The sequence below is a fragment of the Nocardia sp. FBN12 genome (assembly GCF_054031145.1).
This window is the reverse complement of sequence record NZ_CM132926.1, coordinates 869,824-891,626: the sequence shown is the minus strand read 5'-3', so window position 1 is coordinate 891,626 and position 21,803 is coordinate 869,824. Positions and strand designations below refer to the sequence as shown.

Below are 21,803 nucleotides of genomic sequence, written 5' to 3'. Positions count from 1 at the left end.
GCAGTTCGGCTACGGGGCGCCCTGCGGCTGTCCGCGGTCCATCGCCGTCCGCAATCGCCCGAGCAAACTCTCGAACTGCGCGAGCTGGGCGGGCTCGTACTCGGCCAGGATCGCATCCTGCTCGGCATTGATCGGGCGGAAGAACTCGTCGGCCAGCTGCCGGGCGTCCTCGCTGCACCGCAACGTCACGACCCGCCGATCGGTGTGCTCGCGGCTGCGAGTGATGTATCCCGCCCGCTCCAGCCGGTTGAGCAGGGTCGTCATCGCCCCCGATGTCAGGGTGATCCGCTTGCTCAGCAGCGCGGGCGACAGCGGGTCGGCGGCCTGTTCGGCGGCGGCGATCTCCATCAGCGCGAACGCGTCGGTGGAATGCACGCCGAGCGTATCCGCGAATCGCCGACCCAGTTCAGTGAAGCTCGCGCCGTAGTCGATGAGCCCCGCGGCGAGCCGCTGCCGCCGCATCGCGACATCGCCGGATGTCTGCTCCACCATCTCGTCCTCTCGTCGACCGCTCGATTGACAACCTACCGCCCCACCATTTACCTTCATCGTAAAGTCACTTTATGATGGAGGTATAGTGCGGACAGAAATCGAGACTCCACCGCTGCGCCGGTGGCTGGGCCTGATCGCCGTGTCACTTGGCGTCGCGTTGATCGTGGTCGACCTGACGATCGTGAACGTGATCCTCGCGCCGATCGTCGACGATCTGGGGATCACGTCGATTCAGGCGCAGTGGATCCAGGAGTCGTACGCGATCGTTTTCGCGGCACTGCTGCTGGTCGCCGGTCGGCTCAGTGACCTCTACGGCGCGCGCAAACTGTTCCTGATCGGATTGGTCGTCTTCGGCCTCACCAGCCTGCTGGCCGCCCTCGCGCCGACCGGCGGCTTGCTCATCGCGGCCCGCTTCCTGCAGGGCGTCGGCGGTGCGATGATCCTGCCGACCTCACTGGCGCTGGTGAACGCGTCCTTCACCGGCAAGGCGCGCGGACAAGCCTTCGCGATCTGGGGATCGACGATCGGCGCGGCGGCGGCAGTGGGCCCCCTGCTCGGTGGGTGGCTCGCCGACTTCTCGTGGCGCTGGGCCTTCGGCATCAACATCCCCGCGGTCGCGCTGATCATGGTGGCCGTGCTGATCTACCTGCCCGCCGCACCGAAGAACACCGGGCGCGTCGACCTGCTCGGCGCCGCCCAGTCCGCACTCGGCCTCGGCCTGCTCGCGTTCGCCATGATCGAAGGGCGCCGTTACGGGTGGCTGATGGTGACCGAGCCGCTGAGTATCGGTGAATTCTCTTGGCGCAGTGGACCTTCACCGGTTCTCATCGCGTTCATCGGCGCTGCCCTCGCGCTCGGACTGTGCTGGCGCAGGCAAGCGATGCTCGGCAGCACCGGCGGCGAACCGCTGATCGATGTGGGACTGTTCTCGATCGATTCGTTCCGCAAGGGCAATGTGGTGACGCTGATCGTCGGCCTCGGCGAGTTCGGCATCATCGCGGTGCTGCCGCTGTGGATGCAGTTCGCGCTCGACTACACCGCACTGCAGGCCGGGCTCGCCCTGGTGCCGCTGGCGATCGGCAGTTTCGTCGCCAGTGGCGCGAGTTTCTCACTGACAGCGTCGGTTTCGGCTCTGGGGCAGGTCAGGATCGGCCTGCTCCTCGAAGCGCTGGGATTGGCGATGCTCGGCTTGTTCGCCGCGGCGGACAGCAGCTGGTGGTCGATCGCGCTCGCCCTGTTCGTCTACGGCATCGGCGTCGGCTTCGCCACCGCGCAGGTCACCAATGTGGTGCTCGCCGACGTGCCCGGCGAGAGCGCGGGACAGGGCTCGGGAATCCAAAGCGCCGCACGCGAACTCGGCTCAGCACTCGGCATCGCCGTTCTCACCACCCTGTATTTCAGCACCCTCGGCGCCGACCTGAGCGACCGTCTGACCCGTGCGGGCCTGCCCGAGTCCGAGGTGGACCAGCTGTCGTCGACGGTTACCGACAGCGCGGGCTCGGCGATCCCGACCCTCGCCGCGAATCCGCACACGTTCCCCGTCGCGGAAGCGGCTCGCGCGGCCATGGCGGCCGGTATCGAAGTAGCGAGCTACCTGTGCGCCGGCCTACTCGCCCTCGCGCTGGTGACGACCACCTTCGTCAAACCTGCGAAACAAGCAGCAACACAGTAGTTCTCGCAGCACGTGGCGGCCATGGAATCACCCCGTGGCCGCCACGCCGTCTTCGTCACATGCCCCCTATCTATACGTAGGCGTATATCAGCGGTATCGTCGGTTTATACGCCGCCGTACAGATGGAGGTTCCAGTCATGCGACTACCCGAATCGGCCCACACCGATCAGCCATGGCGCATCCATGACATCGCCCCCGACTTCGCTGTCGAGGACATCTGGCAGTTCCGAACCCCAGGTGGGGGCCCCGACGACTTCCGCGCCCTGCTCACCGCCCTCCAAGCCGAACGCGCCTCCGAATCCACCGGCCTCAGCGGCCTGCTGTTCAAAGCCCGCTGGAAGCTGGGCGAATGGTTCGGCTGGGACCGCGAGGACGCTGGCACCGGCACCCGAGTCACCTCCCTGCGCGACCGCCTCCCCGCCGACCTCCGCGACACCGACACCCCCGTCGAGGACAGTCCGCTCACCAGCCTCTACGTCCTCGACGACGAATACGCCGCCGAAATCGCCAACGGCACGATGCACGGCATCATGCACCTGGGCTGGGTCCCCGACGACACCGGCTACCACCTGCAGATGGCGGTCCTGGTGAAACCCAACGGCTGGTTCGGCCGCTTCTACATGGCCCTGATCAAGCCCTTCCGCTACGGCATCGTCTACCCCGCGATGACCCGCAGCTGGGAACGAACCTGGAACGACCTCGCCGTCGCGCAGTAGTCAGCGCGATACCAGCCGGGTTCCAGAACATGCTGGGCTCAGTGGCTTCTGGTCGGCAAAACCAATGGTCGGGGTCGAAAGTTCCGAGCAAGATGTGGCGCGTGGATGCATCGTGTTCTGCTGTGCTGCGTTGGCAGTTCGATCTGATCTGGTCTTTGTTCGAGTTCCATCTCGACCGGCTGGAGGACGAAGACTTCCTCTGGGAGCCCGCGGATTTGTGCTGGACTTTGCACCTCGACGAACGCGGCGCCTGGGAGCCGGACTGGGCCGACTCCGAGCCCGATCCGATCCCGGTCCCGACCCTCGGTTGGGTCAGCTGGCATATCGGGTGGTGGTGGAGCGTCGCCATCGATCACCTGCGAGAACGCACTCCACGAGACCGTACCGAGATCGGGTGGCCGGGGCCAGGGCCAGCGACCGTGGACTGGCTGCGCGGCCTACGCGAGGAATGGCTGCCCATTCTGGATCAGGCCACCGAGGCCGATCTTGCTGCCCCAGCGTCCTTTCCGTGGCAGGACGACCCCGACAAGTCCGTCGCCCACACCTTCGCGTGGGTGAACAGCGAGCTGATGAAAAACGTCACCGAGATCGGCCAGTTGCGGCTACTGCGCGCAGCCCGGACCGACGGCTGACCGCGTCGCGACGCACCAGCGCCCGGCCGGTCGGTTCTAGGCGCTGAGCGGGGCGGCGGTTACTCCGTAGCCGAGGTTGGTGAGGACTTCGCTGGTGGCTTTGGCGAAGTTCAAGGTGATGAAGTGGAGGCAGGGGGCGCCTTCTTCGGTGAGGCGCTCGGCCATTTCGGTGGCTATCTGGATGCCCTCGGCGCGCACGGCGGCGCGGTCTTCTTCCGGGCCGGTGCCTGCGGCGCGGGTGAGGCGGGCGACGACCTCGGGGGGAACGGGGCGGCCGCTGAGTTCCTCGGCGCGGGCGACGGTGCGCAGGGAGGTGATGGGCATCAGTTCGGGGATGATCGGTTTGGCGCCCTCGATGGGGTCCATGGCGATCACGCGGTCGCGCAGGCGCAGGTAGTGCTCGACGTCGAAGAACATCTGGGTGATCGAATACTCGGCTCCCGCACGGAGTTTCGCGGCCAGGTGGTGGGTGTCGTGGTCGAGGTCGGGTGAGCGGTGGTGACCCTGGGGGAACGAGGCGACGCCGACGTGGAAGTCGCCGAGATCGCGGACGATGCGGACCAGTTCCTCGGCGTATTCGACGCCGCCGGGGTGCTTGGCCCATTCGCCGAGCGGGTCGCCGGGCGGGTCGCCGCGCAGGACCAGGACATTGCAGATGCCGGAGTCGGCGTAGGAGCCGATCAGGGAGCGCAGTTCGGCGATGCTGTGGCCGACGGCGGTGAGGTGAGCGACCGGGAGCAGGGTGGTTTCCTGCGCGAGGGCACCGGTGATGCGCACGGTGCGGTCGCGGGTGGACCCACCCGCGCCGTAGGTCATCGACACGAAGGCGGGGTGCATGCGTTCGAACTCGCGGACCGCGCGCCACAATCGGGCCTCGCCCGCCTCGTCACGTGGAGGGTTGAACTCCACGGAGAACGGCACGCCGTTGCCCGAATGGGTGCGCAGACTCTGCACCACCGAGGGGGTGTTCGAGACGATCGACGGCCGCTGGGCGGGTCGATCTGGGGTCGAACTTCCCCGTCCATTGTCGAAATCCACCGGCTCAGTCTAGTGGGAGGCGATGGCTGCCCGGCACCGACTGGGAATCCGGCCATCGAACACCGGACAACGTGTCAAGCCGTATGGACGTGACCACGGCGGCTGAAGCCCGCCGAAACGCCGGGTGTGGGCTGCGTCGCAGCGGCCGTGTGCGCCGCGAGTGCGCCCAGCTCACCCGCGTATCGTTCGAGACGACGCAGGTGAGGCGCACCACCGAGTGCCCAACCAGTCCCGCTGTTCACCCACCTCGCCACTGGAGGCCGCCCTGTCCGCCGGAATCGGTACCCCACTCTCCCGGTCCGCCGCCGACGCGCTGAGCTCGGTCGATCTCGTCGCGCTGACACCGGGCACACCGGCCTTCGTCGCCGCTGTCGAACAGGTTCTGACCAGTTTCTTCGCCACCCGGCGTGAGATCGTCGAGCCGCTGGGGCCCGTGTTCGTCGATGCCGTCGAGGCGCTCGAGCAGTTCGTCGTTCGTGGTGGCAAGCGGACCCGGCCCGGCTTCGCGTGGACCGGGTGGCTCGGTGCGGGCGGCGACCCGGCCGGGCACGACGCGGCCGCGGTACTCACCGCCTGTTCGGCGCTGGAATTGGTGCAGGCGTGCGCGCTCGTGCACGACGACATCATCGACTCCTCGCGGACTCGGCGCGGGTACCCGACCGTGCACATCGACTTCGAGGACCGCCACGGGACGGCGGGCTGGCCCGGCGACGGCGCCGCCTACGGCTCGGCCGTCGCGATCCTGATCGGCGATCTCGCGCTGGCCTGGGCCGATGATCTGGTCCACGAAGCCGGGTTGAGCCCGCGGGCGCTGGCCAGGTTCGCGCCGGTGTGGGCGCGGATGCGGACCGAGGTACTCGGCGGACAGCTCCTCGACATCAACGGCGAGGCCGGTGGGGACGAATCGGTCGAGGCCGCCCTGCGGATCAACCGGTACAAAACGGCCGCGTACACGATCGAACGGCCGTTGCATCTCGGTGCGGCGCTGGCCGATGCCGACGAGGCGCTGGTGGACGCGTTGCGGATCTACGGGACCGATGTGGGGATCGCGTTCCAGTTGCGCGACGACCTGCTCGGGGTGTTCGGCGACCCGGCGGTGACGGGGAAGCCTTCGGGCGATGACCTGCGCGAAGGCAAGCGGACCGTGTTGATCGCGGAGGCGCTGCGCCGGGCCGATGCGGCCACCGCCGCGCTGATCCGGACGGGTCTTGGCACCGATCTCGACGATGCGGCTGTCGACCGGTTGCGCACGGTGCTCACCGACCTCGGCGCGGTCGACGACGTCGAACGGCGGATCACCGAGCTCACCGATACCGGGCTCGCCGCCATCGCGACCAGTTCGGCGACGCCGACGGCCAAGCAGTTGTTGCACGCCATGGCCCTGGCCGCCACTCGTCGCGCAGCCTGATAGGAAAAGTGTTGTGGGACAAGTGAATCACGTCGTCGTAGTCGGTGCCGGGCTGGCGGGGCTCGCGGCCGCGCTGCATCTGCGGGGCGCCGGACTCGAGGTGACGGTGCTGGAACGGGCCGATCATCCGGGCGGGCGGGTCGGGCGCTACCGGTTCGACGACTACGAGATCGACAGCGGCGCAACGGTACTCACCTTGCCGGAGGTGATCGACGACGCGCTGGCCGCGGTCGGGCACACGCGGGAGAGCGTCGACCTGCGCATCCACCGCCTCACCCCCGCCTATCACGCGCGCTTCGCCGACGGCAGCGACATCCGCGTCTTCGACGACGCCGACCAGATGGCCGCCGAGGTCGAAAACGCGTGCGGGCCTGCCGAAGCGCGCGCCTACCGGCGCCTGCGCGAGTGGCTCGGTCGCGTCTACGACGCCGAATTCGACGAGTTCATGAACGCGGACTTCGATTCGCCGCTCGATATGGTGCGCACGCCGCGTGCCAGGGCCGCGCTGGCCGCACTCGCCAAGCTCGGCGCGTTCGGCAAGTTGGGGCCGCGCGTGCGGTCCTATCTGCGCGATGAACGGCTGACCAGGCTTTTCACGTTCCAGGCGTTGTACGCGGGCATGTCACCGGACGACGCGCTGGCGATCTACGGCGCGATCCCGAACATGGACACCTGCCTCGGCGTCTACTTCCCCGAAGGGGGGATGCGCGCGATCACCACCGCACTCGCCGCCGCCTTCACCGATGCCGGTGGCCACCTCGTGCTGAACGCCGATGTGGCCGGTATCGACTACGCGACAAGCGCCCGTCCCGACGGGCTGCGGAACACCCGAGCGAGCGCGGCAACGACTGGTGGCGCCTGGGCCCGCGGCATCGGTGCGTCGACCCGTGGACGGCGCGCCGAAGCGGTCCGCACCACCGACGGCCGCACCCGCCCCTGCGATGCGGTCGTCCTGACGGCGGACATCGGCTCGCTGCCCCGCTTCGGCCTGCGCCACCGTCGCGGCCTGCGCGCTTCACCGTCGGCAGTAGTCGCGCACGGCACCATCCCCGCCGAGATCGCCGCGCAGTGGCCGGTGCAGGCGCATCACACCATCGATTTCGGCGCGGCCTGGGCGCGGACGTTCGACGAGATCGCCGCCCGCAAGGGTCGCGGGCAACTCATGAGCGATCCGTCGCTGCTGCTCACGAGGCCCGCGCTGACCGATCCCGGGCAGTTCGTCGACCGGGCGAGCGGGCGCTTCGAACCGCTGTCGGTGCTCGCACCCTGCCCCAACCTGACCGCGGCCCCGATCGACTGGGAACGGCTCGGCCCGGCCTACTTGCGCGAGCTGCTCGCGGTGCTGGAACAGCGCGGCTACACCGGCATCACCGAGCACTTGCGCGTCGACCACCTCGACACTCCCGCAACCTGGGCCGCCCAGGGCATGATCGCGGGCACCCCGTTCTCCATCGCACACGTATTCCGGCAGACCGGGCCCTTCCGGCCACGCAATCTGCCAAGGGGTGTGGACAACGTCGTTCTCGCAGGTTGCGGCACCACTCCGGGGGTGGGTGTACCCACCACACTGCTGTCGGGCAAGCTGGCCGCGGCACGAATCACCGGCAGCCGGGCGCGCACCGGTAGCGACCACCGGGTTAGTGTTCCAACTTGAAGCCGTAAACTGACGGCCGACTTATCAGCTCGCGGTTGCGACCGCCGACCATCCGGGGGGACCGACCGAACATGCCGCCCCCCGAGACAACCGTAGGCACCATGGACAACACGCGCACACTCGAGCGCCAGCGTCACCTACCCAGCGGGAGCGATCCCGGCGTCCGGACCTGGCTGCGTACCGCAGGTGAGTTCGCTCGCAGCCCCGAAGGCCACGCGGCGCTCATGGGATTCCTCGGCGCGGCCATGATCACCTTCGGTGGGTTCGGCGCAGGCGCTGTTCGCAAACGCGACCCACTGCTCGAAGCGCTGCACCTGTCCTGGCTTCGGTTCGGCCACGGGTACGCGCTGTCGACGATCGTGATCTGGATCGGCGTGCTGATGATGATCACCGCGTGGGTTCGGTTGGGCCGCACCACGATCGGTAAGGGTGAATCGACGGTCACGCTCAACGAGTTGCGCGCGATCGTCGGGATCTGGATCACGCCACTGCTGTTCGCGGCGCCGATGTTCAGCCGCGACTCCTACTCCTACCTCGCCCAGGGCGCCCTGTTGCGCGACGGTTTCGACCCCTATCAGGTGGGTCCCGTCGCCAATCCCGGCGTGCTGCTGGACAACGTGAGCCCGGTCTGGACCACCACCACCGCGCCGTACGGCCCCGTGTTCTTGTTGATGGGCCGCGCGATCACCTCGATCACCGGCGACAATGTGATCGCCGGAACCATCGCCCTTCGCTTCGCCATGCTGCCGGGGCTGGCGCTGATGATGTGGGCCGTGCCGTATCTGACCAAGCATCTCGGCGGCAAGCCGACGGTGGCGCTGTGGCTGGCGGTGCTCAACCCGCTGGTGCTGGTGCACCTGATCGGTGGCGTGCACAACGAGATGTTGATGGTCGGCCTGATGTGCGCGGGCATCGCGCTCGTGCTCGAACGCCATCATGTGGCGGGCATCGTGGTCGTCGCCATCGGTGTCGCGATCAAGGCGACCGCGGGTATCGCGCTGCCGTTCCTGGTGTGGATCTGGATTCTGCACGAGAAGGAACGACGAGCAGCCGAGCGTCGAGCCGCGGTGGATTCCGATGCCGCGCTCGCCGAGGAAAACAAACACCCCGACGCCGCAAGACCGTCCGCGGATATGCCGCACCCACTGTTCGTCTTCGCCAAGATCGCCGGAATCGGCGTCGGCGTGTTCGCGCTGGTATTCGGCGCGGCATCGGTGATCGCGGGAGTCGGCTTCGGCTGGGTCACCGCGTTGCAGGGGTCGAACAAGATCATCAACTGGCTGTCGCTGCCGACGATTCTCGCGCACATGGTCACCTGGGTGACCCCGCTGAATTTCGATTCGGTGCTGGATGTGACCCGCCTGCTGTGCCAGATCGCCATGGTCGCGTTGCTGGTCGCGACGTGGTGGCGGTTCCGGCACAGCGAACGTGAGGCTGTGATGGGCATCATCATCGCCTTCGTCGCGATCGTGCTGCTCTCCCCCGCCGCGCTGCCCTGGTACTACTCGTGGCCGCTGGCGCTGGCCGCCGGGTTCGCGCTGTCGACCAGGACGTTGATGTGGCTGGTCGGGATCTGCACGTGGCTGATGCTGGTGTTCCAGCCGGACGGGTCGATCGGGCTCTACAACTTCTGGCATGTCGCGCTGGCGACGTTCGCGGCCGTGGTCGCGGCGGTGTCGCTGCGCACCGTTGATCCGCTGCATCTGCGTTCGGCCAGCTCGAAGCCTGTTGCGACGGAATCGGCGCCGCCTGTTCGGGCATGAGCCCTCGCGCGGGCTTCGGCGAGACACCGTGAGCATGCGTACGGATATCCGTCCGCCGACCTCTGAGCTGGATGCGGCCTACGCGACCTGCCGGCGGATCGCCGCCGAGCACGGGCGCACCTACTACCTCGCGACCACGCTGCTCTCACCGGAGCGTCGACGGGCCGTACACGCGCTGTACGCCTTCGCGCGGATGGTCGATGACATCGTCGACCACGCCGACGATCCCGCCCGCGTTCTCGACCCGCGTGACGCCGCCCGGCGCACCCCGGACCAGCCCCACCTCGTCGCCGCCCGGCGCACCCCGGACCAGCCCCACCTCGTCGCCGCCCGGCGCACCTCGGACCCGGCCCACCTCGTCGCGGTCCCCGGCACCCAGCTCGACACCGGCCCCGCGCAGCTCACCGAATCATCCTCCGGCAGGCGGCACGGCCCTAGTGACTCCGCGCAGGCCGTCTCCCCCGCTCAACACCTCGACCTCGTCGAGAAACAGCTGCGCCTAGCCCTCGAACACGGCGACATCGATACCGGCGACCTCCGCCGCCGCCAGATCGTCACCGCGGCCGCCGACACCGTCACCCGCTACGACATCGCGCACACCCACATCTGGACGTTCCTCGACGCGATGCGCATGGACGTCCCCGGTACGGCCACCCACCGCACCCGCTACGCCACGATGAGCGAGCTCCGCGAGTACATGCGTGGGTCCGCCGCCGCGATCGGCCTGCAGCTCCTACCGGTCCTCGGCACCGTCGTCCCCGTCGCCGATGCCGAGCCGGCCGCGGCTGCCCTCGGCGAAGCCTTCCAGCTCACCAACTTCCTGCGCGATGTCGCCGAAGACCTCGACCGCGACCGCATCTACCTCCCCGCCGACGAGCTGAAAGCTTTCGGTGTCGACGAAGCCCACCTACGCACCTGCCACGTTCACGGCCACACCGACGCTCCCGTGCGCCGCGCCCTGGCCCACCTGATCGCCGTCAACCGCGACATCTACCGGCAGGCTGTCCCCGGCATCGCACTGCTCGCCCCTCGGGTGCGTCCCGCGATCGCCACCGCCGCCACCCTCTACGCCGAAATCCTCGACCGCATCGAAGCCGCCGACTACCAGGTCTTCACCACCCGGGCCACGGTTCCCCGCCGTCGCCGAATCGTGGTCGCCGCCAAGGGTTTAACCACCCCGACCGGCCACCGCTAGTCCTCGGCCGAGGCGAACTCGCGCTACGGACTCCGGTGCCGCCCTGGTGAACCCGTTCGAACCGGTGTGACGCTCAGAAGGGTTCGGCGTGGGCGCGGCGGACTACCTCGCGGGCCAGGTGGCCGTGCAGGGCGTCGACGGGGCGACCGGGAAGCGAGGGGTCATCGGTGTAGAGCCACTCGAGGATGTCCTCGTTGCTGTACTTGCCGTCACGCATGACGGTGATCACGCCGGGGAGCATGCGGACGATCTCGTCTTCGGAGTCGAAGAAGCGGGACGGAATGCCGGGGACCCCGTTGCGGCGGACCGCGAGGATCTGGTAGTCACGCAGCAGTTGGTGCACCGAGGTGACCGGGATGCCGAGTATGTCGGCCGCCTCGGGGAGCGAGACGATGGTTTCGGTGTCGGGCAGCACGTCGTCGCCGCAGGGGAAGGAACTCACCCCACAACGGTAGTACGTGTCGGGCGGCACGCATCGTCTGGCATGCCGAGGACACCCGGTTACGATCGTGGTGGCCGCACCCGGCGGCCGGTTGAATGCCGGAGGACATCACTTGATCGGCCAGATGCTGGAAGGGCGCTATCGCATCGATGCGCCGATCGCTCGCGGCGGGATGTCGATGGTGTTCCGCGGGACCGACACCCGGCTCGATCGCCCCGTGGCGATCAAGGTGATGGACCCGAAGTTCGCCGGCGACCCGCAGTTCCTCAGCCGTTTCGAGTTCGAGGCGCGGGCGGTGGCCAAGCTCAAGCATCCGTCGCTGGTCGCGGTGTACGACCAGGGCATCGACGGCGAATACCCGTTCCTGATCATGGAATTGGTCGAGGGCGGCACGCTGCGTGAGCTGCTGCGCGAACGCGGGCCGATGCCGCCACACGCCGTGCGCGCCGTGGCCGAGCCGGTGCTGCGCGCGATCGGCACCGCCCACGACGCCGGCCTGGTGCACCGCGATGTGAAGCCCGAGAACGTGCTGATCTCCGACGTGGGCGAGGTGAAGATCGCCGACTTCGGCCTGGTCCGTGCCGTGGCCGCGGCCAACACCACCTCCGCGAGCGTGATTCTCGGCACAGCCGCCTACCTCTCCCCCGAGCAGGTCACCACCGGCACCGCCGACGCCCGCAGTGACGTGTACTCCTTCGGCGTCCTGATCTTCGAACTGCTCACCGGGCGGGTGCCGTTCACCGGCGACAACTCGCTGTCGGTGGCCTATCAGCGGGTCGAGAACGATGTGCCCGCGCCGAGCAATTTCATCGGTGGCGTACCGCCCGAGTTCGACGAGCTGGTCGCCAGAGCCACCTCCCGCGACCCCGCGCAGCGTTTCGCCGACGCCAACGAGATGGCCGCGACACTGCAGTCGATCGCGATGGAACTGAACCTGCCGCCGTATCGGGTGCCCGCGCCACGTGATTCGGCCGAACATCTCAGCGAGAGCTACCAGACCGGCGCCGCGCATCATCCCGGCGAGCGCCCGCACACGCCGAATCCCGTTGCCGCACATCATTCCCCCGCACCGGAACCGCATCACACCAGGGTGGTGACCGCGCCGCGCCCGCGGCAGGAGGAATACTCCCCGATACCCGCGGCCACCGCGTTCGGCGACAGCCATGCCCGCCGAACAGGTTTGGTGTGGGTGGGCATCGTCACCGCGCTGACCCTGCTGGTCGGCATCGGCGGCTGGTGGCTCGGTGTCGGCCGCTACAGCGCGGTGCCGCCGATCGCGGGCATGGACTCCGAGCGGGCCGTCGCGGTCCTGCAGGAGGCCGGTTTCGAGACACAGATGCGCCAGAAGGCTTCCGACACCATTCCCGTGGGCGGGGTGGTGGGCACCGACCCGTCGGCCGGGTCACGGGTGACCAAGAGCACTACGATCGCGGTGCTGATCTCCAACGGCAAACCGCGGGTGCCCGATATCAAGGCCGGCGATCAGATCAGTGCCGTCAACCAGGCGATCCGCGACGGCGGACTGCAGCCGATCGACGCGGGCGAGGCCGCCAGCACGGCGCCGAAGGGTTCACTGGCGAAGGTGGAGCCCGCACCGGGCACGATCCTGCCGATGGGCGGGCAGGTGAAGGTGTACCGCAGCAAGGGCTCTCAGCCGGTGAACGTGCCCGATGTGCGGGGCAAGACGGCCGAAGAGGCGGCCGCCGCGCTGACCACCGCGGGCCTGATCGTTCGCGAGACGCGCGTGCAGTACGACAAGAACGTCGAGGGCGACAAGGCGATCGCGACCGAGCCCGCTGTCGGCACCACGCTGCAATCGGGCGACACCATCACCCTGATCGTGTCGAACGCGGTGAAGGTCCCCAATGTGATGGGTCAGAGCGTCGGCAATGCCCGCTCGAAGCTGCAACAGCTCGGCCTGCGGGTGGAGGTCAAGTCCCTCACCGATTCCGACAGTTCCCTGGTCATCGGCCAGGTGCCGGGCTTCAGCTCGAATGTGGAGGCGGGCAGCGTCGTGACGCTCACCGCCCTGCCTTGAAGGGGCAAGGATCCCGAGAAGGACAAGGAAAAGCCCGGGCGCGGTCCTCGCTGACCGCACCCAGCCCCACACGACCCGACCTCGAGGAGGGTCCGCCGACGCAGTCGGCGGTTCGCGCCCGTCCCGTCGATCAGGTGCCGTTGCGTAGGCGACGAAGGAGCAAGCAACGGTGCCTGATCGACGGGACACAAGGGGGCGCGAACTCGAGCGCGCCAGCGCTCCAGAGTTACCGCAGCATCTCTGCGACCAGGAACGACAGTTCCAGGGACTGCTGGGTGTTCAGTCTGGGGTCGCAGGCGGTTTCGTAGCGGCCGCCGAGGTCGAGGTCGGAGATGTCCTGGGCGCCGCCGAGGCACTCGGTGACGTTCTCGCCGGTCAGCTCGATGTGCAGGCCGCCGGGGTGGGTACCGAGGGCATGGTGCACCTCGAAGAAGCCCTGGACTTCGTCGACGATGCGGTCGAAGTGACGGGTCTTGAAACCGGTGGACGACTCGTGGGTGTTGCCGTGCATGGGGTCGCACTGCCAGATGACCTGGTGGCCGGTGGCCTGCACCTTCTCGATGATCGGCGGCAGCACGTCGCGCACCTTGCCGTTGCCCATGCGGGCGACCAGGGTGAGCCGGCCCGGCTCGTTGTTCGGGTCGAGCCGCTCGACGTACTCCACGGCCAGTTCCGGCGTGGTGGTCGGCCCGATCTTGAGGCCGATCGGGTTCGCGAGGAGTTCGGCCAGCGCGATGTGGGCACCGTCGAGCTGACGGGTGCGCTCACCGATCCACAGGAAGTGCGCGGACAGGTCGTAGAGCAGCGGTTCGCCGGTCTCGGACTCGCTCAGCCGCAGCATCGCGCGCTCGTAGTCCAGCACCAGCGCCTCGTGCGAGGCGTAGATACGCGCGGTCTTCAAGCTCGGGTCGTTGACCTGACAGGCGGCCATGAAGCGCAGGCCGCGGTCGATCTCCTCGGCCAGCGTCTCGTAGCGCGCGCCCGCGGGCGACTGGGCGACGAAATCGCGGTTCCAGTCGTGCAGGCGGTGCAGGTCGGCGGTGCCCGCGCTGGTCAGCGCGCGTACCAGGTTCATCGCGGCGCTGGCGTTGGCGTAGGCGCGCACCAGGCGCGAGGGGTCGTGACGGCGCAGCGCCTCGTCGGCGACGAGGGAGTTCACCATGTCGCCACGGTAGGAGGTCAGGCCGAGTGCGTCGGTGTCGGACGAGCGCGGCTTGGCGTACTGGCCCGCGATCCGCGCCACCTTCACCACCGGCATGCTCGCGCCGTAGGTGAGCACGACCGCCATCTGCAGCAGCGTGCGGATATTGCCGCGGATGTGGGGTTCGGTGTTGTCGGCGAAGGTCTCCGCGCAGTCACCACCCTGCATGAGGAAGGCTTCACCGCGGGCCACGGCGGCCAGCTGCCCCTTGAGGTCCTCGACCTCGGCAGGCAGGCAGATCGGCGGCACGCTCTCCAGCACGGTGCGCATGGTGGCGGCCTCGTCGGCGTCCCACGACGGTTGCTGCAGGGCGGGCCGGGCCAGCGCGGCATCGAGGCGGCCACGCAGTTCGGCGGGCAGCGGCGGCAGTTCCGGCAGGCGATCAATGGGTACGTCGACGGTCCAGGTCACCAGATAAGAATACGGCCCGCGCACCCGGGCGAATATCCGGCGTACCCACCGACCCGTGCGCAGTGCGCGCGAAGTACCGACATAGGGTTTCGACGACACCTCGTGGGTCCATCGCCCGTCGCGCCGGAGCCCCACGAGCAACCCACCGGCACGAAGAGGCGATCTCCCTGCGATATTTCTACGATTCGGAATTCATCGAGGACGGCTCGACGATCGACCTGATCTCGATCGGCGTCGTCTGTGAGGACGGCCGCGAGTATTACGCGGTATCCACCGAATTCGATGAGCGGCGGGCCGGGCCGTGGGTGCGCAAGCACGTCCTCCCGAAACTGCCGCCCGCCGGGTCGCCGCTGTATCGCACCAGGGAACAGATCCGCGACGACCTGTTCAAGTTCTTCCTGCCACGGCCGAGCGTGCTGCCGGAGCTGTGGGCGTGGGTCGGCGCGTACGACCACGTGGCGCTGTGCCAGCTGTGGGGCGATATGACCGCGCTGCCCAAGAACATGCCGCGCTACACCAACGAACTGCGCCAGCACTGGGCCGTCAACGGCAGCCCTCCCCTGCCGCCGATCCCCGACGACGCCCACGACGCGCTCGCCGACGCCCGGCACAACCTGGCCAAGTTCGAGGCCATCGAGGCCTTCCGCCGCACACCGCGTCTGTAGAAAGCGAAGGCCCCGAGTCGAATTCGACTCGGGGCCTTTGTGCTGTCGGTCAGTGACCGGACGGCTCGCTGTTGTTGGCGATCGCCTGCTGTTCGGCGAGGACGGTGAGCATCCGGTGCTCCTCGGCCTCCTCGATCTCGACCCAAGCCTCGCCCTCGGCCTTGGGATCGGCCTTCAGGAAGCTACCGGTACCCGGCTTGCCCGCCGAACCCAGCTTGTTCATCTTCTTGGGCACCGGGGCGCCCTGGTATTCCAGCGGGATGGCGTGGCCGTGTGCGTCGACCCCACCCAGCGGCTGGTGCACCTCGATGTACTCACCGTGCGGCAGACGCTTGATCACACCGGTTTCGATGCCGTGCTCGAGCACCGCCCGGTCACTGCGCTGCAGACCGATGCAGAACCGGTAGGTCACGAAGTACGCGATCGGCGGCAGCAGCAGCACGCCGATACGACCGATCCAGGTGGTCGCGTTCAGCGAGATGTCGAACTTCAGCGCGATGATGTCGTTGACACACGACAGCGTGAGCACCACGTAGAACGCGATGGCCATCGCGCCGATCGCGGTACGCACCGGCACGTCACGCGGACGCTGGAGCAGGTTGTGATGCGCCGAGGTGTCGTTGGTGAGGCGCTTCTCGATCCACGGGTAGGCGATCAGCAGGGTGAACACCAGGCCCATCACCAGCGCGACCCAGAACGCCGCCGGGATCGTGTAGTTGCCGATGTAGATCTCCCAGGCAGGCATCAGACGCGCCATACCGTCGGTCCACATCATGTAGAAGTCGGGCTGTGAACCCGCCGACACCTGAGAGGGGTTGTACGGACCGAGGTTCCAGATCGGGTTGATCTGCAGCACACCGCCCATGATGCCGACGATGCCGAGGGTGAACGCGAAGAACGCGCCCTGATCGGCGGCGAACACCGGGATGATGCGCGCGCCGACCACGTTGTGCTCGGTGCGGGCCGGTCCGGGGAACTGGGTGTGCTTCTGGTACCAGACCAGCGCGACGTGCGCGCCGATCAGCGCCAGGATGATGCCGGGCAGCAGCAACACGTGCGCGATGTAGAGACGCGGGATGATGATGTCGCCGGGGAAATCGCCGCCGAACATCAGCCAGTGCATCCAGGTACCGATGACCGGCATACCGATGGTGATACCGGAGAACGCGGCGCGCAGACCGGTACCGGAGAGCAGGTCGTCGGGCAGCGAGTAGCCGAAGAAGCCCTCGAACATCGCCAGGATCAGCAGCAGCGAGCCGATCACCCAGTTCGCCTCACGCGGCTTGCGGAACGCGCCGGTGAAGAAGATGCGGAACAGGTGGATGATGATCGACGCCGCGAACAGCAGGGCCGCCCAGTGGTGGATCTGCCGGACGAACAGACCGCCGCGCACCTCGAAGGAGATGTTCAGCGCGGTCTCGTACGCCCGCGACATGCCGACACCGCGCAGCGGCTGGTAGGCACCGTCGTAGACCACGTGGGTCATCGACGGGTCGAAGAACAGCGTCAGATACACACCCGACAGCAGCAGGATGATGAACGCGTAGAGCGCGATCTCACCCAGCAGGAACGACCAGTGGGTCGGGAAGACCTTGTTGATCGACCGTTTCACGAACGCGGCGGCGCGATACCGCTCGTCCATCTCGTTGGCCTGGTTGGCGGCCATATCTCCCAAGCTCATGAACGACGCTCCCAGAAGGCCGGGCCGAGCGGCTCGATGAAGTCGCCCGCGGCGACCAGGAAGCCCTCGGAGTTGACGGTGATCGGCAGCTGAGGCAGTGCGCGGGCGGCAGGACCGAAGACCGGCTTACCCCACTCGGTCGCGGAGAACTGCGACTGGTGGCAGGGGCACAGGATCCGGTTGGTCTGCTGCTCGAACAACGAGGTGGGGCAGCCGAGGTGGGTGCAGATCTTCGAGTAGGCGAAGTAGTCGCCGAAGTTGAAGCTCTCCTGGCCCTTACGCTTGATCGCCTTCTCCGCATCTTCGGTGCGCAGACGGATCATCATGACCGCGTTGCGGATACCGCGCAGCGACTGCAGGGTCTCGTGCGCATCCCCGCGCCACTTCTCTTTCCACGGGAAGACGGTTTCCATCGAGCCCGCGTCGAGATCCTCGGGACGGACCAGCACGATGTCGTTGGGGCGGCCGGTGTCGCGACGGATGTAGATGGTCTCGCCCGGGTAGTCCGGGGTCCAGCCCGACACCCACAGCGGCGACTTCTCCCGCTTCGCCCACGGGTTCTTCACCATGCCGCCGACGAACACCAGCAGCGCGCCGATACCGAGCACGCCGACACCGGCGCCCGCGGTACCGAGCATCATCTTGCGGCGCCCCAGGGTGGAGGTGTCGAGCGCGTCCTGCAGCTCGGCTGCCAGGGTGCGGCGCTCGACCTCGTCGGACGGGCCGTCGTGGCGCTGCTGGATGGAGATCTCCGCGGGGATGAACCGCTTGCGGATCAGCACCACCGCGATACCGATGACCAGCACCGAGATGCCGAAGGTCAGGCCGACGAGCGGGGTGTACAGCGAATAGGCGGCGTGGCCCTCGTCGCCGTAGCCCTTCCACTCCCACGGCCAGAACAGGAAGACACCGATGAGCGCGGCAGCGGCAAGGCCGGAGATGGCGAACCAGAACGTGACCGCACGTTCGGCGCGCTTCTCGGCCTTGGTGCCCGGCACCGGCCACCGCTCGTTGCGGTAGACAACATCGACGTCGTCGCGTTTGGCGCCGAGCTCAGCCAGCTCGGCGGTCGACATCGCGTCGAGTTCGTCTTCGGTGGGTTCGCGACCCATGTCGCTGTGCTCCTGTCCACTCATGGCTGCATCCAATTCGTCATGCTCGGGCGCGCCGCGTGGTTACGCTGCGCTGCCGCCTTCGCGCGCTGACCGATCATGACCGCGAACCGATCCACATCGCGGCGCCGACAACGGCGGTGATGCCGATGACCCAGATGGCGAGGCCTTCGGTGGCCGGACCGAAACCGCCGAGATCCCAGCCGCCGGGCGACCTCTCCTCGGCGGAGTTCTTGACATAGGCGACGATGTCGCGCTTCTCCTCCGACGTCAGCTGCCGGTCGGAGAACTTGGGCATGTTCTGCGGGCCGGTGACCATCGCCTGGTAGATCTGCTGCTCGCTGGCCTCGGCCAGCGGCGGCGCGAACTTGCCACTGGACAGCGCGCCACCACGGCCGGTGAAGTTATGGCAGGAGGCGCAGTTCATGCGGAACAGCTCCGAACCACGGGCGATGTCGTCACCGCGCAGCGATTCCTGGGCGATCTCGCCGTTGGCGTCGCGGATCACCGAGGGGCCACCGCCGTTGGCGGCGACGTAGGCGCCGAGCGCGTCGGTCTGGTGCGCGTCGAACTTCACCGGCTTACGCTCGGCCTGAGCGCTGTTCAATGCCATCGGCATACGGCCGGAGGAGACCTGGAAGTAGACCGCGGCCTCGCCGACGCCGATCAGGCTCGGGCCGCGATCGGCGACACCCTGCAGGTTCGCGCCGTGGCACGTGACGCAGGAGGTGTCGTAGAGCTGCTTGCCCTCGCGAATGAGCGCGGACTGGTCTTCGTTCGCGGTTGCGACCTGCGGCTCTGGGGTGAGCGCGGTAGCCAGGAAGCCGGCTCCGACCAGGCCGATCATCAGCGCGAGAGCACCCGCGATACGACGGCGGGCGCGGCGCTGTTTACGCGCCTGCTTAGCGGCCTTGGCGGCCTGCCCGTTGCCGGGGCCGGCGGGCTCTGGGGCCGACGGGGGAGATGAACTCATCTGTGTCCCTTTGGAGTAGACGGAACCGACTTGTGCAAATGCTGAGTGTGCGCCGCGCGCTAACGGACGAAGTAGATCGTGGCGAACAGCCCGATCCAGACGATGTCGACGAAGTGCCAGTAGTAGGACACCACGATCGCGGCGGTGGCCTGGGCCGGCGTGAACTTGCTCAGTGTGGTGCGGACGAGCAGGAACACGAACGCGATCAGACCGCCGATCACGTGCAGACCGTGGAAACCGGTGGTGATGTAGAAAACCGAGCCGTACGAGCTGCCGGCGATCGAAGTTCCCTCCTCCACCAGGTGGTAGTACTCGTAGCCCTGCCCGGCGACGAAGAACGTGCCCATCAGCAGGGTGATCGTGTACCAGCGGCGAAGGCCGAACACGTCGCCCTTCTCCGCGGCGAACACACCCATCTGGCAGGTGAACGAGGACGCGATCAGCACGGCCGTCACCGGAATCGCGAGCTTCATGTTCAGCTCGGTCGGCTCCGGGGGCCAGTGCCCGTGCGCCTGCGCGCGAGCAACGAAGTACATGGCGAACAGCCCGGCGAAGAACATCAGCTCGCTAGACAGCCAGATGATGGTTCCGACGCTGACCATGTTGGGCCGGTTCAGCGAATGCACACGCTGAGTAATGGCCGATCCTGGGGTGCCTACTGCGGTCGTCACGGGGTAAGTATGACTCTTCGTAGTACGACACATGTACCCGGGTACGAAAGTTTGTGGCGCGAGTCGGAAAACCCACGCACAGAGGGGGTCTACGACTTCCGTCGGCGTGTTGGCGACGATCGCGCGACAACTCATTGTGACAGCGTTGGATGTGGATAGGCTGAGACTCGAGGAGGCGGCGATGGTCGTGGTGCGGATGTGGCGGCGGCTGTTCGGCGGGTCGGCGCGGGAGTTGGATGCCTCACGTGACGATCTTGTCGTGGTCGCGTCGAGTTTCGACGACGTCGAAGCGTGTTCGACGGCGCTGGATCGAGCGAGTGCGCTGGATCGGGAGGCCGACGCGGTGTTGCGTCATCATCTCCGGCTGCCCGCCGAGCGGATCGAGGCCGCGTGCGAGATCGCCGGATACGACGGTTACGAACGTGGTGCGTCCACGGTCGGGTCCGACGACCTGGTTCCGGTCATCTTGCAGCGGGTGCAACGGCTCGATCCGCTGACCTGTTCGCAGGAACGTTCGCGGATGGCCGGACTCGCCCAGCGCCACGACGGCGTCGCCGACGGCTGGGACGCCCTACAGCCGCCGCGTGGCGCCCCTTAAACTGCCCGAGCGGCGCAAAAGACCTTGCGCCACTTCCGCGCGCCCGAACTACAGTGGCGCAACGGTGTCGTCGAAGGAGAAGCAGAGCAGATGAGCGTGCGCAGCTGGCCCCAGGTGCTCGGAACCCTCGCCGACGGTGGCGACCTGGCCGCGGACGACACCACCTGGGTGATAGACGAGATCTTCACCGACAACGCCACCGCGGCCCAGATCGCCGCCTTCGGCGTCGCGATGAAGATCAAGGGCCCGACGCCGACCGAACTGGCGGGCATGGTGGCCGGGATGCTCGGGCACGCGCGGCTGGTCCACGTCGACGGCGACGCGGTCGATGTCGTCGGCACCGGCGGCGACCGTTCGGGGTCGGTGAACATCTCGACCATGTCCTCGGTGGTCGTGGCCGCGGCCGGGGTGCCCGTGGTCAAGCACGGGAACCGGGCGGCATCGTCGAAGTCCGGTGGAGCCGACGTGCTCGAAGCGCTCGGCGTGAAGCTCGCGCTCGGCCCCGAGTCGGTGGCGCGGTCGGTGCGCGAGGCGGGGATCGGTTTCTGTTTCGCGCCGCTGTTCCACTCCGGGCTGCGTTTCGCCGGGGCGGCGCGCAAGGAGATCGGCATTCCGACCGTGTTCAACGTGTTGGGGCCGCTCACCAATCCGGCGCAGCCGCGCGCCGGGCTGATCGGGTGCGCGTTCGCCGATCTCGCGCCCGTGATCGCGGGGGTGTTCGCGGCGCGTGACTCGAGCGCGCTGGTGGTGCGCGGGCGTGACGGGCTCGACGAGATCACCACCTCGGATGTGACCGATGTGTGGCTGGTCAGTGGTGGACGCATCCGGCAGACGGTGATCGATCCGACGCGGCTCGGCATCGTCCGCGTTGACCTGGACGACCTGCGCGGTGGGGATGCCGTGGTCAACGCCCAGGTCGCGCGCGATGTGTTCGCGGGAACGGCCGGGCCGGTGCGTGACGCGGTGCTGTTGAACTCGGCCGCGGCGATCGTGGCCTACGACCTGTCCCGAGGGGTCGGCGATGTCGATCTCGACCTGGACGCCGCGCTGGCCGGTGGGCTCGAGCGCGCCGCCGCCGCTGTGGACAGCGGCGCGGCGGCGAAACTGCTGCAGAGCTGGGCCGACCTCACCCAGACGCTCGACGAGAGCTGAACCCGAAGGCTCACTCCCCCAGCGAGAATCCGGCTTCCACATCCGCGCTGGAATAGGACTTGAAGGCGATGTGGGTGGTGGTGCGGACCACGCCGTCCACCTTGTCGATACCCGCGGTGACCACTTCGGCGATGCGCGCGTGGTCGCGGACGCGCACGATCGCGATCAGGTCCACGTCGCCGGCGCAGGAGTACACCTCGGCGACTCCGTCGGTGTCGGCGAGGGCCTGCGCGGTCTCGGGGATGCGAGAGTTCTGCGCCTGGATCATCACGATCGCGGTAATCATGGG

At 67.9% G+C, this 21,803-nt stretch carries 20 protein-coding genes; 11 read left to right on the top strand and 9 right to left on the bottom strand.

The window, feature by feature from the left end; genetic code table 11:
• Positions 1-9 precede the first annotated feature (9 nt).
• Positions 10-489, bottom strand: a complete 480-nt coding sequence (locus ACWZHB_RS04530) for a MarR family winged helix-turn-helix transcriptional regulator (protein WP_427906666.1) — start codon at positions 487-489, stop codon at positions 10-12.
• A gap of 88 nt (positions 490-577) precedes the next feature.
• Here ACWZHB_RS04530 and ACWZHB_RS04525 point away from each other — a divergent pair, with 88 nt between their 5' ends.
• From ACWZHB_RS04525 to ACWZHB_RS04515, 3 genes are all read left to right on the top strand, one after another.
• A complete protein-coding gene (locus ACWZHB_RS04525) occupies positions 578-2,164 on the top strand; it encodes a DHA2 family efflux MFS transporter permease subunit (RefSeq protein ID WP_427906665.1) in 1,587 nt (528 codons plus the stop codon).
• A 137-nt stretch (positions 2,165-2,301) separates the two neighbouring features.
• Positions 2,302-2,880, top strand: a complete 579-nt coding sequence (locus ACWZHB_RS04520) for a DUF2867 domain-containing protein (protein ID WP_427906664.1) — start codon at positions 2,302-2,304, stop codon at positions 2,878-2,880.
• A 122-nt stretch (positions 2,881-3,002) separates the two neighbouring features.
• Entirely contained in the window at positions 3,003-3,512 is a 510-nt protein-coding gene (locus ACWZHB_RS04515) for a DinB family protein (RefSeq protein ID WP_427906663.1), read from the top strand.
• Between the two features lie 36 nt (positions 3,513-3,548).
• Here the strand turns inward: ACWZHB_RS04515 and ACWZHB_RS04510 are convergent, their stop codons facing one another.
• A complete protein-coding gene (locus tag ACWZHB_RS04510) occupies positions 3,549-4,550 on the bottom strand; it encodes a methylenetetrahydrofolate reductase (RefSeq protein WP_427906662.1) in 1,002 nt (333 codons plus the stop codon).
• 253 nt (positions 4,551-4,803) lie between these two features.
• On the opposite strand from ACWZHB_RS04510, the gene ACWZHB_RS04505 reads away from it, so the two are divergent.
• The 4 genes from ACWZHB_RS04505 to ACWZHB_RS04490 all read left to right on the top strand — a co-directional run bounded on the left by ACWZHB_RS04505 (position 4,804) and on the right by ACWZHB_RS04490 (position 10,570).
• Positions 4,804-5,958, top strand: coding sequence for a polyprenyl synthetase family protein (locus ACWZHB_RS04505; protein ID WP_427909079.1), 1,155 nt, complete (start codon positions 4,804-4,806; stop codon positions 5,956-5,958).
• A 13-nt stretch (positions 5,959-5,971) separates the two neighbouring features.
• The gene (gene crtI / locus ACWZHB_RS04500) at positions 5,972-7,612 is read left to right on the top strand and encodes a phytoene desaturase family protein (RefSeq protein ID WP_427906661.1); all 1,641 of its coding nucleotides are present in this window, start codon (positions 5,972-5,974) and stop codon (positions 7,610-7,612) included.
• A gap of 101 nt (positions 7,613-7,713) precedes the next feature.
• Entirely contained in the window at positions 7,714-9,375 is a 1,662-nt protein-coding gene (locus ACWZHB_RS04495; RefSeq protein ID WP_427906660.1) for an alpha-(1->6)-mannopyranosyltransferase A, read from the top strand.
• A gap of 34 nt (positions 9,376-9,409) precedes the next feature.
• Entirely contained in the window at positions 9,410-10,570 is a 1,161-nt protein-coding gene (locus tag ACWZHB_RS04490; protein WP_427906659.1) for a phytoene/squalene synthase family protein, read from the top strand.
• Between the two features lie 73 nt (positions 10,571-10,643).
• Here the strand turns inward: ACWZHB_RS04490 and ACWZHB_RS04485 are convergent, their stop codons facing one another.
• Positions 10,644-11,012: an Rv2175c family DNA-binding protein gene (locus ACWZHB_RS04485; protein WP_427906658.1), complete on the bottom strand. Its 369-nt coding sequence runs from the start codon at positions 11,010-11,012 to the stop codon at positions 10,644-10,646.
• Between the two features lie 124 nt (positions 11,013-11,136).
• On the opposite strand from ACWZHB_RS04485, the gene pknB reads away from it, so the two are divergent.
• Positions 11,137-13,050: a Stk1 family PASTA domain-containing Ser/Thr kinase gene (pknB, locus tag ACWZHB_RS04480; protein ID WP_427909078.1), complete on the top strand. Its 1,914-nt coding sequence runs from the start codon at positions 11,137-11,139 to the stop codon at positions 13,048-13,050.
• A gap of 226 nt (positions 13,051-13,276) precedes the next feature.
• Here pknB and ACWZHB_RS04475 read toward each other — a convergent pair whose 3' ends face one another.
• Positions 13,277-14,662: a class II 3-deoxy-7-phosphoheptulonate synthase gene (locus ACWZHB_RS04475; RefSeq protein WP_427906657.1), complete on the bottom strand. Its 1,386-nt coding sequence runs from the start codon at positions 14,660-14,662 to the stop codon at positions 13,277-13,279.
• A 167-nt stretch (positions 14,663-14,829) separates the two neighbouring features.
• Here ACWZHB_RS04475 and ACWZHB_RS04470 point away from each other — a divergent pair, with 167 nt between their 5' ends.
• Positions 14,830-15,327 (top strand): polyadenylate-specific 3'-exoribonuclease AS, encoded by a 498-nt coding sequence (locus tag ACWZHB_RS04470; RefSeq protein ID WP_427909077.1) that lies wholly within the window; start codon positions 14,830-14,832, stop codon positions 15,325-15,327.
• 49 nt (positions 15,328-15,376) lie between these two features.
• Here the strand turns inward: ACWZHB_RS04470 and qcrB are convergent, their stop codons facing one another.
• From qcrB to ctaE, 4 genes are all read right to left on the bottom strand, one after another.
• Positions 15,377-17,008: a cytochrome bc1 complex cytochrome b subunit gene (gene qcrB, locus ACWZHB_RS04465; RefSeq protein ID WP_427906656.1), complete on the bottom strand. Its 1,632-nt coding sequence runs from the start codon at positions 17,006-17,008 to the stop codon at positions 15,377-15,379.
• Positions 17,005-18,144: a cytochrome bc1 complex Rieske iron-sulfur subunit gene (gene qcrA, locus ACWZHB_RS04460; RefSeq protein ID WP_427906655.1), complete on the bottom strand. Its 1,140-nt coding sequence runs from the start codon at positions 18,142-18,144 to the stop codon at positions 17,005-17,007. Before qcrA ends, qcrB begins: the two co-directional genes overlap by 4 nt.
• A gap of 73 nt (positions 18,145-18,217) precedes the next feature.
• Entirely contained in the window at positions 18,218-19,093 is an 876-nt protein-coding gene (gene qcrC, locus ACWZHB_RS04455) for a cytochrome bc1 complex diheme cytochrome c subunit (RefSeq protein WP_427906654.1), read from the bottom strand.
• Positions 19,094-19,152: 59 nt separating this feature from the next.
• Entirely contained in the window at positions 19,153-19,764 is a 612-nt protein-coding gene (gene ctaE / locus ACWZHB_RS04450; RefSeq protein ID WP_427906653.1) for an aa3-type cytochrome oxidase subunit III, read from the bottom strand.
• A gap of 181 nt (positions 19,765-19,945) precedes the next feature.
• On the opposite strand from ctaE, the gene ACWZHB_RS04445 reads away from it, so the two are divergent.
• The gene (locus ACWZHB_RS04445; protein ID WP_427909076.1) at positions 19,946-20,362 is read left to right on the top strand and encodes a hypothetical protein; all 417 of its coding nucleotides are present in this window, start codon (positions 19,946-19,948) and stop codon (positions 20,360-20,362) included.
• A 90-nt stretch (positions 20,363-20,452) separates the two neighbouring features.
• Entirely contained in the window at positions 20,453-21,514 is a 1,062-nt protein-coding gene (gene trpD / locus ACWZHB_RS04440) for an anthranilate phosphoribosyltransferase (RefSeq protein WP_427906652.1), read from the top strand.
• 10 nt (positions 21,515-21,524) lie between these two features.
• Here the strand turns inward: trpD and ACWZHB_RS04435 are convergent, their stop codons facing one another.
• Positions 21,525-21,800: an Lrp/AsnC family transcriptional regulator gene (locus tag ACWZHB_RS04435; RefSeq protein WP_427906651.1), complete on the bottom strand. Its 276-nt coding sequence runs from the start codon at positions 21,798-21,800 to the stop codon at positions 21,525-21,527.
• Positions 21,801-21,803: the final 3 nt, after the last annotated feature.